The following is a 16,770-nucleotide window of genomic DNA, read 5'->3' as shown; positions in this document are numbered from 1 at the left end:
AACGGTGCGGCGTGACGCCGGTTCAGGTGTTAAAGGTGGGGTGAACGCCTTTGTGCACGTCGATCTCGTGCCGCATGTCCGCTACCAGCGACGCGATCGCATGGGGACTGTCCAGCGTCCACAGGGGAACATGGGTCGCCACCAGATCCACTTTGCCGGTCATGCAATCACAGACCCGAATCGTCAGAGACTGGTCTGCCTCCATGTTGCACGTGCAAACCGACGGCAGAAAGCTGTGTTCAATGATGTTTTGAATTTCCAGGGTTGAAAGGAACATCGCTACCTCCCTCACGCCAGATGTATTGCCGGATGAACGGTTCGTCACTTCACCCACCGAGCCTGAAAATTCTAATCCTCATTAGTGGGGGCCTCAAGGTCGCCACCCGGTTGCTCGTCGTCTCACAGTTGTCGCAATTTGCAACAACCTCACGCCGTCCGCGATTCCCTTAAGTGCCCAAAAACCCCGCCGACCAAGGGCTGTCTTGCCTTTCAGCGTACTTGGCACAGCCATTGCGAAACCTCTGTTCTCACGAACAACAAGAGGTCTCGCCATGCCCCTCCCTTATTTGCTTCCTGCCACCTCGGCGTTCATCCAGCGCGCCCCGCGCATGCTCATCGGTGGCGACTGGGTCGAGGCCGCCGACGGCCAGACCATGCCCCTGCACAACCCGGCCACCGGCGAAGTGCTGTGCGTCGTGCCACGGGCCACACCTGAGGATGTCGACCGCGCCGTGCTCGCCGCCCGTCAGGCCTTCGATGATTCGGCCTGGACCCGCACCCGGCCTCGGGAGCGGCAGAACCTGCTGTGGAAACTCGCCGACCTGATGGAGCGCGACGCCGAACTGCTGGCGCAGCTGGAATGCCTGAACAACGGCAAAAGCGCGGCGGTAGCCCAGGTGATGGACGTGCAACTGTCCATCGACTTCCTGCGCTACATGGCCGGTTGGGCAACCAAGATCGAAGGTTCCAGCGTTGAAGTGTCGTTGCCGTTGATGCCCAACGATCAATTCCACAGTTTCATCCGCCGCGAAGCGGTGGGCGTGGTCGGCGCCATCGTTGCCTGGAACTTCCCGCTGCTGCTGGCCTGCTGGAAACTCGGCCCGGCCCTGGCCACCGGTTGTACCGTGGTGCTCAAACCCGCCGACGAAACCCCGCTGACCGCGCTGAAACTCGCCGAGCTGGTGCTGGAAGCCGGTTACCCCGAAGGCGTGTTCAACGTGGTCACCGGCACCGGCATCACTGCAGGTTCTGCCCTGACCCACAATCCGCTGGTGGACAAGCTGACCTTCACTGGCTCCACCGCCGTGGGCAAGCAGATCGGCAAGATCGCCATGGATTCCATGACCCGGGTGACCCTGGAACTGGGCGGCAAATCACCGACTATCGTCATGGCCGACGCCGACCTGAAGACCGCCGCAGCTGGCGCCGCCAGCGCGATTTTCTTTAATCAGGGCCAGGTGTGCTGCGCAGGCTCCAGGCTGTATGTGCAGCGTAAGCATTTCGACAATGTGGTGGCGGACATCGCCGACATCGCCAACGCAATGAAACTGGGCAATGGCCTGGACCCGAGTGTCGACATGGGCCCGCTGATCTCGGCGCGTCAGCAGGAGCGGGTTTACGGTTACATCGAAAAGGGCCGGGAAAGTGGCGCGACGATCGCTTGCGGTGGCGAGCAGTTTGGGCCGGGGTTTTTCGTCAAACCGACGGTGATTGTGGATGTCGATCAGAAGCACTCGCTGGTGCAAGAGGAGATTTTCGGGCCGGTGCTGGTGGCGATTCCGTTCGATGATGAAGCCGATGCATTGCGCATGGCCAACGACAGTCCGTATGGGCTTGGGGCGAGTATCTGGTCGAACGATTTGGCGGCGGTGCACCGGATGATTCCGCGGATCAAGTCGGGTTCGGTGTGGGTGAATTGTCATAGTGCGCTGGACCCGGCGTTGCCGTTTGGTGGTTACAAAATGTCGGGGGTTGGGCGGGAGATGGGGTATGCGGCGATTGAGCATTACACCGAATTGAAGTCGGTGTTGATAAAGTTGTAGGTTTTGGGGGGATGGATTGGTGTTGGATTTAAGATCCACCCCTCACCCCAGCCCTCTCCCCAATGGGGAGAGGGGGAAAGGGAGCCGATCTCCTGCGCTTTCAAAACTTGAATTCAACTCGGCATCTCAGGTCGCAGCAAATCTACAGAAACCCACGGTCAGTCCCCTCTACCCTCTGGGGAGAGGGTTAGGGTGAGGGGACGATATCCCTGACTCAACAACCAACTCCTGACCACCCGCCTCTGCTCAACCGTCAACCCCGCCAAAACCTGATCCGCAGGCTCGCAACCTAACCGCCGCACCAACGACGCCAACTCAACCCCTTGCACATGCCAGATCCCCAGCGGCTGATCCGCCGTGATCACCACCTCAGCCTCATCCACAAATCCATCGCGCAATACCGGCGCGCGTTCAATCCTCAACGAGGAAAAATCCGCCTCGGCATGCGCCACCTCAGCATCCGGCCACTGCCGCCGTGCAAGCCAGAAAGGCTGCTGCAACCAACGCTGCTCATCGGCATAAAAATCCCGCCCGATCCGCGCAAAACGCAAAAACAACTGCTCCACCCGTTGCTGATGAAAGCGCTGAGCCAGCGCCGCTCGCTCGGGTTTGCGCAACAACGTGTTGATCACCGTCGGCGCCTGTAACGCAGAGGACAATGACTGAAAAATCCCGTTGCCCGACAGCGGATCCACCGCCATCGCCGCATCGCCGACCCGAATCCAGGTATCGCCACAGACCTGCGGGCACAAAATCGCGGTGCTGCTGCGGGCATGCAGTTGCAGGTCAGTTTCCGGCCCGGCACCGAAAAACGCCCGCGCCAACGCCGAACCCTGACGTCGCTCACGACAGTAGTCGAGCAACATCGCCTTGCCCGGCAATTCAGCACTGGCCACGTCCACCGTCCATTGCCAGTAACACTGACCGTCGGCTCGCCGGGCCATCCAGGCCCAGCCGTCCTCAAGGCTTTCCACCGCGCTGGCGGTGCTGCCCGGCGTGCCTTGCCAGCGATTGAGCAGGCTGACCGTCTCCGGCCCGCGCAGGCCTTTGCCGAGCGCTGGTGCCTGACGCCCACGCGCCTCAACCAGAAAATCCGCCAGCAGCGCCTCGCGCCCTTCGACCTCGATCCGATGCCCCGAAACCGATGACTGCACCGTCAGCACTCGGCCTTCGATCAGCTCAACGCCCGCCAGGCGCAGATCCTCGCGCAGGCCTCGATCAAAGCTCGGGCGATCCAGTAAAAATTCGATGTTCTGCGCATGCTGCTGACCGTTCCATGACACCTGCCGCTGAGATGGCAGCGCCGCATCCGCCAGTGCCTGATGAAGTCCGGCGCTACGCAAGGCCTCCAGCACCCGAATGGAAACGCCTTCCAGCGCCGCAAACCGCCGCCATTCGCTGACCAGCGTCACGGGATAACCGAGCCGACGCAAACCCAAGGCAACCGCCGCTCCCGCGGGCCCTGCGCCAAGAATCAAAATCATGGTCCGAAGCGCCGTTCAGGGCCGCGATAACGGGCATTCTCCCGCAGCCACTCGATGACTTGCTCGTTGCTCGCCTCGGGATGTTCAACCAGGAAACCCGCAATGTGCCCGCTCAACGCCGCACAGCCGAGACTGGCGCCGGACTGCCCCGGATAGGTGCCATGCACACACGCGGCGAAATCCGCTTGAGCGCTGTTGAGCCACGACCATTCCTGTTCGGCACAACGGGCATCGCCGGTGACTCGCAGCACCTGTGGATAATTCGCCGGGAACACGCCCTCGCCCTGCGCCGGGCTGGACGCACACAGCAAAACACCTCGCGCTACCGCCGCGGCACAGGCTTCACGCAACAGGCTGCGATCCTGACGCAGACCGAGGCTCAAATTGATCAGCCGAGCGTCCTGCGCCACCAGCCAGTCAATCGCCGTAGCGATCTGCAACGCGCTGGTGACCCCGCGCTGATCAAACACCTGAGCCACGCAAAATACCGCCGAAGGCGCCCGTCGACCGATGGCCTCGACCACCGCACTGCCGTGGCCCAGCGGATCGTCGCGCAAGTCGCTTTCGGCCAGGCCATCCGCCAGCAACGAGAAGCGCCGCCCGGCGACCACTTGCACTCGCTGCGCCGCCGAGTGACCGCTGTCCACCACGCCAATTCGCAGTTCAGGCTTCATGCAGCACCGTTTTTGAAGTGAGCACGCCATCGAGCAATTCAAAGCGCAAATCAGCATCCGCCAGCGTCGAAGGACGATGGCTGATCAGAATGCGAGTACGCCCGGCAAATAGACGATCAATGGCTTCGATGACTTCGCGCTCGGTGGCTTCATCCACCGCCGAAGTCGCTTCGTCCAGCACCAGAATCAATGGATCCTGCAACAGCGCCCGGGCGATGGCGATGCGCTGTTTCTGCCCGCCGGACAATTGCTGACCACGTTCGCCCAACGGGCTGTCGAGGCCTTCGGGCAAAGACTCGATCAGGCTGTCGAGTTGCGCCAGTCGCGCCACTTCGGCAATCGCTTCACGACTGGCGTCCGGCACCGCGTAGGCCAGATTGTCGGCGAGGCTGCCGCGAAACAGCACGATGTCCTGACTGACCACGGCAATCCGCCGACGCAACTGGAACAGGTCCAGTTCGCGCAGATCGACCTCTCCCAGCAATACGCGGCCGGACTGCGGATCGTGGTGCCGTTGCAGCAGGTCGATCAGGGTCGATTTACCGACCCCGGAGCCGCCGCTCAGGGCGACTTTCAAACCGTAGGGAATTCGCGCTTCGATGCCGCGCAGGGTGGTCGGGCGACCGGGATGGCTGAAGTGCACATTGTCAAAACGCAGTTCACCGGAGGTCGGCATCGGCTGCGGCGTGACTGGTGTGAGAACGGTCGGTTCTTCGCCGCGCAACTCCATCACGCGCCCGAGGCTGACGGTCATTCGTTGGACCGCGACATAGAGGCCCAGCAGGCTCTGCACCGGTCCGACGGCCATGCCCAGGTAGGTGGAAAACGCGATCAGCGCGCCCAGTTGCCAAGTCCCCTGCACCACCCAATATCCGCCGATCAGGAACGCGCAGGCACGGGACAGAGACGTCAGTGTGCCCGGCACCGCCTGGGTGAAAAACTCAGTGACTTGCAGGCGCAGCAACTGGCTCATGTAGCCTTGGCCCAGTGTCTCCAGGCGCCGTGATTCACGCTGTTGCTGGCCGGCAGACTGGATGAATTTCATCACCGGCAAGGTCTCGACCATGAACGAGGACATGTCCGCCGAACGCTCACGTAATTGCCGCACATCGCGCTCGACCTTGCGCCGCATCCAGCGCAGCCAGAGCATGTCGAGGGGAATCAGCACCAGCGCCAGCAACGAGAGTTTCCACGACAGGGTCAGCAGCATCGCCACGGCGCAGACCAGACCGATCACGCTCGATACCGCCGAGAACAACGAGTCCACGGCAAAGCGCTGGATCTCCGCGACGTCGCCATCAAGGCGCGACATCAGGTCACCGATCCGGCGCTGCCCGTAGAAACTCGGCGAGAGGGTTTGCAAATGCCGATAGAGGTCATCGCGCAGGGCGAACAGAATCCGCCCGGACAGCCGCGTGTGCAGGTAACGGTTGATCCCCGACAACCCCGTTCCGAGCAACCCGGCCACGATCATCAGCCCGGCAATCAGCACCAGCATCGGGAAGTTGCGCGCGAGCAAACCGTCGTCGATCAGCAGCTTGGTCAGCCAAGGCTGGACCAACACCAGCAACGAGGCGCAGACCGATAACCCGAGCAACCCGGCAATCGCCAGACGATGGGGCCGTACGAAGCTGTAGAGCCAGCGCAAGGCCGCTTGCAGGGCTTCGGGGTTTTGGCTGTCAATCAGCCGAACGATCAGGCGCTGCATCACGAGCGCAACTGTTTGAGCTTGCGATACAAGGTCGCGCGGCTGATGCCCAAGGCGTCGGCGGCGGCCGAGACGTTACCCTGGTGAGTGTCCAGGGACTGGCGAATCAGCTCCAGTTCATTCTCGCGAATGCTGCCGGCCTGAGGACGTTCGCTGGCGCTCAACTCGTCGAGCATGCTGTCGGGCAAGTGGTCGAGGGTGAGTACGGTGTCCCCCGGTTCGCGCATGGCCAGCGCCGTTCGTAAAACCATTTCCAGTTGGCGGATGTTGCCCGGCCAGTGATAGCCGCCGAGCAAGCGGTTCAAATCGTCATGCAGGACCATCGCAGGTGCATCCAGTTTGGTCAGCAGGCGAGTGACCAGACCGCTGAAATCCTCACGCTCGCGCAAGGCCGGGAGCATCACGCTGATGCCGTTGACCCGATAAAACAGGTCCTCGCGGAAGTGTTTGTCTTCGACCAGTCGCTTGAGGTCACGGTGCGTGGCGCAGATCAGTGCGACGTCGATGTCTTGCTCTTCGCCAGCGCCCAACGGTGCCACTTTACGGTCCTGCAACACCCGCAACAGACGGGCCTGCAAGGCCAGCGGCATGTCGCCGATTTCGTCGAGAAACAAGGTGCCACCATGGGCCTGTTGCAGACGACCGATCATGCCGCCACGACGGGAGCCGGTGAACGCGCCTTCGCGGTAGCCGAACAGTTCCGACTCGATCAGGCCTTCGGGGATCGCCGCGCAGTTCACCGCGACAAAGGGTTTGTCGCAGCGGGTACCGGCCATGTGCAGGGCGCGGGCGATGACTTCCTTACCGGTGCCGGTTTCACCCAGCAGCAACACCGGCAGCTCATTGGCCAGGCCTTGACGGGCCATGCGCAAGGCTCTGGCATAACGGACATTGCTGCCGGCCAGGGATTCGAGATCCGGTTGTGCTTTGGCGGTTTTCGCGGTGCTGCGCGGCGGCGTGCTGACGTTGATCGAACGCTGCGGCGCACGCAGGGTTTTGTAGAAGAACTCGCCTTTGGCCGTTTGCAGACTGCCAACACCGCCCTGATGCAAGCGCGACAGAAGTTGCAAGCCATCGACGCCCAGGAACTCTTCACAGCGTCGACCGACCAGCGCCGAACGTTCGGCATGTAGCAACTGGCAGGCCTGGGCGCTGACCGCGAGAATCTGCCCGCCAAGGCTCACCGCCAACAGACCTTGCCAAGGGGATTCGAGGTATTGCCGACGGCTGTGGAAGGCCAGGACGATCTCGTCCGGATAACTGGCGTTGAACACCCGGCTTTCGATCTGGCTGACGGCCATGGCCAGCAACGCGGTGCTGTCGTGGACGCGGCCCAGCGGGCCTTCGCGCGTCAGGTCGAGTACGCCGAGGATGTCGCCTTGTGGGCAATAAACTGGCACCGAGGTGCAGGAGAAATCGGTCAGGCGATCGAGGTAATGCTCACCGCAATCGATCATCGTTGGCCGGGCTTCCACCAGTGCGGTGCCCAACGCGTTGGTGCCGCGAGCGGCTTCGCTCCAGCAGGCGCCGAGGGTGATGTCTTGCAGGCCGCTGCCCCTGAAGCGGTCGGCGCGACCTTCGGCAGCGAGGATAGTGGCGTCGGAATTGGCAAGGATGATCAGCCCTTCCTTGCCCTGACGTTCGGCCAGGTAATCGATGGCCGGCAATGCCGCATCGATCAGCAGCCGATTGCTCGCCAACAGCACGTCCAGGCTCGCGCTCGATTCCAGCGCCAGCTCGTGTTTGGCGTTGAAATGCACGCCATGGCTCAGGCTACGTCGCCATGAGGCATCGATTTCCGCCCGCAACACGCCATCGGGGACTTCGCCCTCGAGATGGAGCTTTTCCCGGGCCAGCCGGGCTTCGCGGTGAAGTGTGGGAGGAGTTGTTTTTATTAGCGTCATCAAGCGCTCCGGATCGGTCCGCCCTGCGCTTTTTTAAGATCAGCGCCCTGCCGCAATCTTTACGTTAACGTCAGGGCGATGGCAAGTGCCGTAGAGCGTTTGCCTTTCGGGCAAAAAAGATCGCAGCCTTCGGCAGCTCCTACAGGGGTATCGAATTCCACCTGTAGGAGCTGCCGAAGGCTGCGATCTTTTCGCGAGCACACTGATTTATCGGCGTACCCAAACCTCTGGCCCAACAAAAAACTCCCGGGCATTATCCTCCAGACTCTCCAGGTGATACCCGCCTTCCTGCACGATCAAACACGGCAACCCAAAGCTGCGAATCCGTTCCCCAAGAACCGCAAACCCTTCACGGGTCACCGCCACTTTGCTCTGCGGATCCAGCTCGAAAATATCGAACCCCAGGGACAGCACCAGCACCTCGGCGCCGAAGTCTTTCACCCCCGCCAATGCCACGTCCAATTGCCCCAGGAAATCCGCCTCGCTGGCGCCATGCGCCATCGGCAAGTTGAGGTTGAAGCCCTCGCCCTTCCCGGCACCCCGCTCATCAGCGAACCCGGCAACACCCGGATAGAAGTTGGTCGGATCGCCATGCACCGAGACGTAGAACACGTCATCGCGGTCGTAGAAAATCTCCTGAATCCCCTGACCGTGGTGCATGTCGGTGTCGAGCACCGCGACTCGCGCAAACCCGCCACGCAGAACCTGCGCTGCCACCGCTGCGTTGTTCACATAGCAGAAACCGCCAGCGGCCTCGGCCCGGGCATGGTGACCCGGTGGGCGACACAAGGCGTAAGCCGCCGGCTCGCCATCGAGCAACGCCTGAGCGCCGGCGATAGCGCTTTGCGCCGACCAATAGGCCGAACGCCAGGTCTGCTCACCCACCGGGCAACTGCCATCCGCCAGATAGCGGGCGGCCTGGGCGAGAATCCCGCGCAGGGCATTGGGTTCGCGGACGAAGATGTTCGACATCACCTCGTCGCCCCAATCCTCGGGAATTTCCTTCCAGCGCTGATGCGCTTCCTGCAAAAACGTCAGGTACGGCGCGCCGTGGACTGCCAGCAACGGATCGAGCCCGGCATCGGTCGGTTGCTCGACTTTAAAGCCCAGCGAGTGCGACGCCTGGACCAATCTCTGAGCCCGCTCTGGCACTTCCTGTGGTGTGCGCATCTGCCCACGGGAGTAGTAGCTGCGTGGATGGTGAAGCAATTGTTCGGGGTGGAAAAAACTGCGCATGGGATAAATTCCTGTCAGTTGTGGCGAGGGGATTTATCCCCGTTCGGCTGCGAAGCAGTCGCAAAATCAGTTGATGCGTTATGCATGAAGAAATGCGGGCTCAGGTTTTGGGGCTGCTGCGCAGCCCAACGGGGATAAATCCCCTCGCCACAGGTTTTGTGTTCGTAGCTCTGTTCTTAAAGAATGACACCGGCACGGGCCAGCACGGCGTTGAGCAACACATCGGAGCCCTGACGCACGTCTTCAGGCAACACGTCTTCAGCTTCGTTATGGCTCAAGCCGCCGACGCAAGGAATGAACACCATGGCCGTCGGGCAGTACCGCGCCAGATGAATCGCATCATGCCCGGCGCCGCTGACAATCGATTGCTGAGCGTAGCCCAGCGCGTCCACTGCCTGCTGCACGGCCGCCACGCAATCGGCATCGAACGGTGTTGCCGGGCTGATCCAGTGAGGCGTAATCGTCAGGTTCAAGCCTCGGCTATCGGCAATCGCCTGAAGCCGCTCGCGGACTTGTTGCTCCATGGCCTCAATCGCTTCGTCGCGGTGATGACGCAGGTCGACGGTGAAATTCACCAGCCCCGGAATGGTGTTGCGCGAGGACTTGTTGATGCTCAACTCGCCCACGGTGGTCAGGCCCTCGGGGGCGAAATCGGTGGCCAGACTTTCGATGGCCTGGATCATCCGCGCCACGCCATACAGGGCATCTTTGCGCAGCGGCATCGGCGTGGTGCCGGCGTGGGCGGCCATGCCTTCGACGCGTACATCCAGCCAGCGAATTGCCTGGCCGCCGCTGACCACGCCAATGCTTTTGGCGTTGTCTTCGAGGATCGGACCTTGCTCAATGTGCGCTTCAAAGTACGCATCCACCGCGCCGCCCAATGGGCGTTCGCCGGCGTAACCGGTGCGCTGCAACGCCTCGGCAACGCTGATGCCGTCGATGTCACGCACCGCCAGCGCTGCGTCCAGTTGCATGATCCCGGTGAACACCGCCGAGCCGAACATCGCCGGGGTGAAGCGTGCGCCTTCTTCGTTGGTCCACACCGCCACTTCCAGCGGTTTGCGGGTCTGGATGCCGAGGTCATTCAGGCAACGGACCACTTCCAGGCCGGCGAGTACGCCGTAGACGCCATCGAAACGCCCGCCTTCAGGCTGGGTGTCGAGGTGGCTGCCCATCATCACGGGCGCGGCATCGGGGTCGGTGCCGGCGCGGCGGGCGAACAGGTTGCCGATGGCGTCCACGCTCAGGGTCATGCCGGCTTCGCGGCACCAGTGGGAAAACAATTCACGACCGGCCTTGTCTTCATCGCTCAGCGCCAGGCGGCAGCTGCCGCCACGGGCGGTGGAGCCGATTTCGGCCATGGCCATCAGACTCGCCCAGAGGCGTTCACCATTAATTTTCAACATGAGTTACTCCTGGGAATTCGTTAATTAAGCGTTGGCCATTTCGAGGCGTTCAGCGCTGGCATGGCGACGGGCAAGGGACAGGACACAGATCAGCGAAGTCGCGGCAATCAGGCTGTAGAACACCGCCATCGGCCACCATTGGCCGGCGAACTTGTGCGCCAGCAAGGTGCCGATCAGCGGCGTCAGGCCACCGGCCACGGCGCCACAAATCTGATAGGCCAACGAAATCGCGGTGTAGCGCACGCGGGTCTCGAACATGCCGCTGACGTAACCGGCGATCACCGCGTAGAACGACGCCATGCACACCACCGCCAGGGCGATGCCGAGGATGATCAGCGGCGCCTGGGCCGAGCTGACCAGCACGAACATCGGGTACGGCGAGGCCATGGCCAGCAACGACATCAGGCACAGGAATCGGGTGGCGCCCATTTTCTCTGCGACCCACGCCGCCAATGGTTGAATGCAGAACTGAATGATCGCCACCACAAACAGGCACTCAAGAATCAGCGAGCGCGGCAGCTCGAGTTGCTGGGTGGTGTAGGCGATCATGAAGGTGTTGGTGAAATACACCCCGGCGATCCCGAGGGTGTTGGCGCCAATGCACAGCAGCAGCGGGCGCCACGCGGTACGCAGGACTTCCATGACTGGTGCCTGCTCCTTGCGTGTGCTTTTGCGGGCCAGTTCGCGGCTGGCGAGGAACTCCGGCGACTCATTCACGCCCAGGCGGATCGCCAGGCCCACCAGCAGCAGCAACGAACTGGCGAGGAACGGCAGACGCCAGCCCCAGCTCATCAGGTCTTCTTCTGGCAGACGGGTGACTGCGCTGAAGGCCAGCAACGACAGGATCAAACCGGCCGGGCTGCCCAGCTGCGCAAAGGATGCGAAAAAGTTGCGTCGACCTTTCGGCGCATGCTCGCCGGCCATCAACACCGCCCCGCCCCACTCGCCACCGACGGCGATGCCCTGGACGATGCGCAGCAGAATCAGCAGCACCGGCGCCGCTGCGCCGATTTGTGCGTAGGTCGGCAGCAAGCCGATGCAGACCGTGACCACGCCCATCATCAGCAAGGTGATGATCAACGACTTCTTGCGGCCGATGCGGTCGCCGATATGGCCGAAGATAATCCCGCCCAACGGCCGCGCAAAGAAGCCCACGGCGAAGGTGCCGAAGGCGGCCATGGTGCTGAACAGTTTGTCGTCGGAGGGGAAGAACAGCGCGCCGAATACCAGCGCGGCGGCGGTGGCATAAATGTAAAAGTCGTACCACTCGATCATGGTGCCGATAAAGGCTGCGGCTGCCGCACGGCGCGGCTGAGGAGAAGCTTGGGGCTTCATGGGTCGGTCTCCTTTGGTTATTTTTTTGGCAGGAGTGAAACTGCAAAATCAAGGCGCTCTGACGGCGCCTGTCTGGAGATGATTTATCGTCTCGGGGCTATGATTAGTCAATTTTCTATTTATTATGCGGACTATTACGTCAGCTTATAATCGAGAGCCGCCATGGCCGAACGCGATGTACAACGTCTGCTCAATGACCGTCTGGACTGGAACCTGCTGCGCACCTTCCGGGTGATCGGTCAGGAGCTCAGCATCAGCCGCGCCGCCGCCCGCCTGCACCTGACGCAACCGGCGGTGAGCCAGGCGCTCAAGCGTCTGGAGGAGCAACTGGGCCGACAACTGATCGCCCGTCGCGGGCCACGGTTTGCCCTGACCGAAGTCGGCGAGCAGATCTTCGAACTGGCCGGGGAAATCTACGGGCAGATGTCCCAGGTCAGCAGCGTGCTGGAGCAACCGGCCGACGAAGTGATCGGCAAGGTTCGATTGCTGATCATCAGTCGGATCTTTTCGGAGCGCTTCGATGACTTCCTCGCGGACTTTCATCGCCAGCACCCGCGAGTGGATCTGGAAGTCGACGTGATGCGCAGCTCCGACATCGTCAGCGCCTTGCAGGAAAAAACCGCGACCCTCGGCCTGAGCCTCAATCGCCGCCCGCAACCGCGCCTAGAACAACGGCTGTTCCTGCGTCAGCGCTATGCGTTTTTCTGCGGCAAACACCATGCACTGTTCGGCCAACAGAACGTTGCCGAAGGGGATTTGCAGCGGGAGAACTTCGTCAGTTTCACCAGCGACCAGATCGGCGGCATGCTCTCGCCGCTGACGATTTTTCGTGATCAGCAAGGCTTCAGCGGGCGAATAGTCGCCTCATCACCGAGCCTGGAAGAAGTCCGGCGACTGGTGATCGCCGGGTACGGGATCGGCTGTTTGCCCGAGCACGTGGTGGCGGCGGACGTCGACGCCGGATTGCTCTGGCGCCTGCCGCCCCACGAAGGGATTGCCGATGTGGACATTCATTTGCTGTGGAATCGCGAACAGCGCATGAGCCGGGCCGAGACGATCTTCCTCGAGAGCCTGCAACAGTGCTTGCTGGACTGAGTTGCCCGATCAGAACAACGGCAGACTGTAGCTGACCACCAGGCGGTTCTGGTCCGCATCCCGCGATGCTTCACTGCGCGACATGCCGTTGCGCCAACCCAGGGCAACGTTTTTCAACGGGCCGCTCTGGATCACGTAATCGAGGCTCAGGTCCCGCTCCCATTCTTCTTGCTCAGGTCCGGCCACCGTTTTAATTCCGCTGCCTGAGAGGTACATCGCCGAAGCCTTGAGCCCCGGCACGCCAAGGGCGGCGAAATCGTAGCTGTATTGGGCAAAACCGGTACGCTCTCCGGCGCGGGTGAAGTTCTGGATGTAGCGGTCGGTCAGCAGGTAGACGCTAGCGCCTCCAGCGCCTTTGTCCGGCAAACCACCCTGATTGAGCTGCACAAATCCGCTGTCACTGGACACCTGCTGATAACCGGCCATCAGCGCATGAGCACCGATGCTCCAGGTGAACGCCAGGCTCCAGGTGTTGTTGTCGATCTTGCCGTCGCCGTTCTGCGTATAGCCACTGGTGCGGTAGCCGCTGGCCCGCCCGGTGGCCGAGTCATTGGCACCGTCGGCGGAGGTCTTGAAGTAGCGCAGATCGGTTTTCAGCGCGCCGAAATCCCCCAGTGTCAGGTTGTGAACCAGACCGGCGAAATGCTGTTGGTAATAGTCCTCGAGATTGGCGTAGTAGTACTGCGCCAGAAGCGCGTCGGTGACCTTGTAATCGGCACCGGCAAAATTGAACGCGTTGCTTTCCCGGGTGCCGCCGGCCACGGCCAGACCGGTGCTGTCGCTGGAACCGCGGCCCGTGGCGTGTTCGAGATGACCACCGGTCAGGGTCAGACGCTCGAAGTCATTGGAGACGATCTGCCCACCCTCGAACGTTTGTGGCAGAAGCCGTCCGTCATTGGCCTGCAGAATCGGCAACTTCGGCGTCAGCGTGCCGTAACGCATTTCAGTCTGGGCAAAGCGCATCTTTGCCGTTGCGCCGAAACGCGACCATTGCTCGGCTGCGCCGTTGCCATCGTCGGGGATCATCGAACTGCCGACATGACGACCGTCACCGCTGTCCAGGCGAATACCCTGCAGGCCTAACGCATCGACACCAAAGCCGACAGTGCCTTCGGTGAATCCGGACTGATAGTTGAGCATGAAACCCTGAGCCCACTCTTCGGTTCTGGAAGGGTTCGCGGCGCCATCGCGATTATCGTTATTGAAGTAATAGTTACGCATCCCGAGGGTCGCTTTACTGTCTTTGATAAAGTCCGCCATGCTCAACGGACTGAATAGCGCACTGCCGATCGCAATCATTGCCAACGGTTGTTTGTTCATTGATTTTGAAGTTCCTGAGCAGCCAGTTTTCAGGCTGGCTGCCGATCATTAAGAAAGTTTGATACTCAAGACACTGGACACCGGCTCGCCCGCCATTAACCGGGTCAACAGTTGCGGTTCTGCCCGGTCTGATGCCAGCGCACGCTCGATGACGTTTTGTGCGGTGGCCGGATCGAGAAACAGCACGCCGTTGTCGTCCGCCAGCACGAAATCCCCGGGATGTACCGTGACGCCGGCACAGTGAATTGGCTGGTTGATCTGGCTGTCGCCGCGACCATGCAGCTTGGTGGTCAGCAGGCTGGTGCCGCGGGCGAAGACGGGTAACCCGGCTTCACGCAGTTCCAGCAAGTCGGTCACCGCGCCGTCCACCACAATGCCCACCGCACCGGCGCAGCGCGCCGCGCAACTGGTGACCGCGCCGACGGGTGCGTGCTGCCAGTCGCCATCAGTGTCGATCACCAGCACATCGCCGGGCTGGATGAGCGCCAGCGCCTGGTTGACCGCAATAGCATCGGCGCCCACCAGTTTCAGGGTCAGCGCGCGGCCGACCAGTTTCACATTGGGCACCATGGCCCGCAGTTGCGAGTCGGCAAAGCCCTCCTCGAGAAAATGCCCGAGGGTCGGAAAGCTCACCGCGTTGAGCTGCTCGATCAGCTGTGATTCATCCATGTTGCGCCTCCTTGGCGATCAACTCGGCAACACAATCGATTTCCAGCGACACGCCCCACAGCGCCACGCACACTGTGGTGCGGGCCGGCGGCGCATGGCCGAGGAACTCGCGATACACCGCGTTGAACGGCTCCAGTTGTGCGGGATCGGTGAGGTACGCGTTGACCTTGATCACGTGGCTGAAGTCGGACCCGGCTTCAATCAGGATCGCCTCCAGATTGCGCAAGGTTTGCCGCACTTGTTCGGTGAAATGGGCGGGTTGGTCATCGAGCCCGCTCTGGGCCGGAATCTGCCCGGCGGTGAACACCAGGTGGCCGCTGACCACCGCTTGGGAGTATGGGCCGACCGGGCCGATGAAGCCCGGGGCTGACTGGATTCTGCGCATGTTGTTGAACTCCATTAATCAGGCGGCGGCCGATTTGACAGGTTTGCCGAGGGCTGGCTCGTTGGCCGGCACTGCCGCCGGGACTTCACTGATGTCTCGCTTGAAGGTCTCGGTCAGCAACAACAGCGCCACCAACGAAATCAACGCCGCACCGATCATGTACCAGGCCACCGAAGAGCCTTTGCCGGTCGCCGCCAGCAATGCGGTGGTGACGATGGGCGTTGCCGCACTGCCAAGCAGGCCGGACAACATGTAGCTGATCGACAACCCGGAATAGCGCACCCGAGTGCCGAACAGTTCGGCAAGGAAGGTCGCGATCGGCCCGTAATTGGCCGCGAAGGCAGTCATCAACAGCAGGTAGCCGAAGATCACACAGGGCAACTCTTTGGTGTCCATCAACCAGAACATCGGGAACGCGACCAACGCTTCGGCCACGATGCCGGCGACGATGATCGGCTTGCGTCCGTAGCGGTCCGACAGCGCGCCGAACACCGGCAACATAACGATGCACCAGGCGCAGGACAGCAACACCACGCCGAGCATCACGCTGCGGCTGAACCCCAGATTCTGCGTGCCGTACGTCAGGCCGAAGGCAACGATGATGTTGAACGACGCCCCGGTCGACATGGTGGCGATCCCGCCCAGCACCACTTGTTTCCAGTACTTGCGAAACACTTCCGCCAGCGGCATTTTCACCTGCACCTCGGCTTCCTTGACCTTATTGAAGGCCGGGGTTTCAGAGATGTTCAAACGGATGTACAAGCCCACGGCGATCAGCAGCACGCTGGCCAGGAACGGAATACGCCAGCCCCAGGCCAACAGGTCTTCAGGGGACAGCCACGCGGCAATCAGCAGGAAGGCCAGGTTGGCAATCATGGTCCCGGCCGGGACGCCGATCTGTACCCAAGAGCCGTACAAGCCGCGTTTGTTGGCGGGAGCGTGTTCCACCGCCATCAGCACCGCACCGCCCCACTCGCCACCCAACGCCAGGCCTTGAATCACCCTCAGCAGCAACAACAGGATCGGCGCCCAGATACCAATGGCCGCGTAATTGGGCAATAACCCGATGGCGAACGTAGCGGCACCCATGGTCAACAGTGAAACCAACAACATCGACTTGCGTCCCAAGCGGTCACCGAAATGACCGAACAGTGCTGCGCCGACAATCCGGGCCAGGTAGGCCGAAGCAAACGTACCGAAAGCCAGTAATGTACCGATCAACGGATCGAAATCCGGAAAGAACACTTTGTTGAACACCAGCGCCGAAGCCGTGGCGAAAACAAACAGGTCGTACCATTCCACCGTGGTACCAATCACACTGGCCACGGCCACTTTCTTCATGCTGATTGCAACTTCCGGAGGTGCGCCGGACTTTTCTACAGGCGATAGATCGCTCATTACTGTCTCCAGGAGTTCATCAAGAACTCGTATTTAATTGTTTTAACTGGCAGTAAAACGTTCGAAGTGAGGGATTGTTGTTATATAGCGCCCAACTCAATGGGCGAGCTCGCA

General features: G+C 61.5%; 14 protein-coding genes. 2 read left to right on the top strand and 12 right to left on the bottom strand.

The genetic code is table 11. The annotated features are described in order from the left end of the window. Nucleotides 1-22 precede the first annotated feature (22 nt). A complete protein-coding gene (locus tag ACA059_RS08720) occupies nt 23-277 on the bottom strand; it encodes a DUF1652 domain-containing protein (protein WP_497633432.1) in 255 nt (84 codons plus the stop codon). Nucleotides 278-551: 274 nt separating this feature from the next. Here ACA059_RS08720 and ACA059_RS08715 point away from each other — a divergent pair, with 274 nt between their 5' ends. Beyond that, nucleotides 552-2,042, top strand: a complete 1,491-nt coding sequence (locus ACA059_RS08715) for an aldehyde dehydrogenase family protein (protein WP_497633431.1) — start codon at nt 552-554, stop codon at nt 2,040-2,042. Between the two features lie 158 nt (nt 2,043-2,200). Here the strand turns inward: ACA059_RS08715 and qhpG are convergent, their stop codons facing one another. The 7 genes from qhpG to ACA059_RS08680 form a co-directional block, all read right to left on the bottom strand. Continuing rightward, the gene (gene qhpG / locus ACA059_RS08710; RefSeq protein ID WP_497633430.1) at nt 2,201-3,526 is read right to left on the bottom strand and encodes a flavin-dependent monooxygenase QhpG; all 1,326 of its coding nucleotides are present in this window, start codon (nt 3,524-3,526) and stop codon (nt 2,201-2,203) included. Continuing rightward, a complete protein-coding gene (gene qhpE / locus ACA059_RS08705; protein WP_497633429.1) occupies nt 3,523-4,200 on the bottom strand; it encodes a subtilisin-like serine protease QhpE in 678 nt (225 codons plus the stop codon). The genes qhpG and qhpE overlap by 4 nt, the downstream gene beginning before the upstream one ends. Next, a complete protein-coding gene (locus tag ACA059_RS08700; protein WP_497633428.1) occupies nt 4,190-5,908 on the bottom strand; it encodes an ABC transporter ATP-binding protein in 1,719 nt (572 codons plus the stop codon). Before ACA059_RS08700 ends, qhpE begins: the two co-directional genes overlap by 11 nt. Continuing rightward, complete coding sequence (locus tag ACA059_RS08695; protein ID WP_497633427.1) at nt 5,908-7,812, bottom strand: sigma-54-dependent Fis family transcriptional regulator; 1,905 nt, start codon at nt 7,810-7,812, stop codon at nt 5,908-5,910. Before ACA059_RS08695 ends, ACA059_RS08700 begins: the two co-directional genes overlap by 1 nt. A 207-nt stretch (nt 7,813-8,019) precedes the next feature. Next, nucleotides 8,020-9,048, bottom strand: coding sequence for a histone deacetylase family protein (locus ACA059_RS08690; protein ID WP_497633426.1), 1,029 nt, complete (start codon nt 9,046-9,048; stop codon nt 8,020-8,022). Nucleotides 9,049-9,224: 176 nt separating this feature from the next. Beyond that, entirely contained in the window at nt 9,225-10,454 is a 1,230-nt protein-coding gene (locus ACA059_RS08685; RefSeq protein WP_497633425.1) for a Zn-dependent hydrolase, read from the bottom strand. 24 nt (nt 10,455-10,478) lie between these two features. Next, a complete protein-coding gene (locus ACA059_RS08680; protein WP_497633424.1) occupies nt 10,479-11,789 on the bottom strand; it encodes an MFS transporter in 1,311 nt (436 codons plus the stop codon). A gap of 162 nt (nt 11,790-11,951) precedes the next feature. Here ACA059_RS08680 and ACA059_RS08675 point away from each other — a divergent pair, with 162 nt between their 5' ends. After that, entirely contained in the window at nt 11,952-12,884 is a 933-nt protein-coding gene (locus ACA059_RS08675) for a LysR family transcriptional regulator (protein WP_033061190.1), read from the top strand. A 9-nt stretch (nt 12,885-12,893) separates the two neighbouring features. On the opposite strand, the gene ACA059_RS08670 is transcribed toward ACA059_RS08675, so the two are convergent. The 4 genes from ACA059_RS08670 to ACA059_RS08655 are packed head-to-tail and all read right to left on the bottom strand — an operon-like array spanning nt 12,894 to nt 16,656. Beyond that, nucleotides 12,894-14,204: an OprD family porin gene (locus ACA059_RS08670; protein ID WP_497633423.1), complete on the bottom strand. Its 1,311-nt coding sequence runs from the start codon at nt 14,202-14,204 to the stop codon at nt 12,894-12,896. A 48-nt stretch (nt 14,205-14,252) separates the two neighbouring features. Continuing rightward, a complete protein-coding gene (locus ACA059_RS08665) occupies nt 14,253-14,873 on the bottom strand; it encodes an RraA family protein (protein ID WP_497633422.1) in 621 nt (206 codons plus the stop codon). Then, a complete protein-coding gene (locus ACA059_RS08660) occupies nt 14,866-15,258 on the bottom strand; it encodes a RidA family protein (protein ID WP_033061193.1) in 393 nt (130 codons plus the stop codon). Before ACA059_RS08660 ends, ACA059_RS08665 begins: the two co-directional genes overlap by 8 nt. Before the next feature lie 18 nt (nt 15,259-15,276). Further along, entirely contained in the window at nt 15,277-16,656 is a 1,380-nt protein-coding gene (locus ACA059_RS08655; RefSeq protein WP_497633421.1) for an MFS transporter, read from the bottom strand. Nucleotides 16,657-16,770 lie beyond the last annotated feature (114 nt).

Source organism: Pseudomonas sp. LBUM1647 (assembly GCF_059716175.1).
This window is presented reverse-complemented; position numbering and strand designations above follow the sequence as displayed.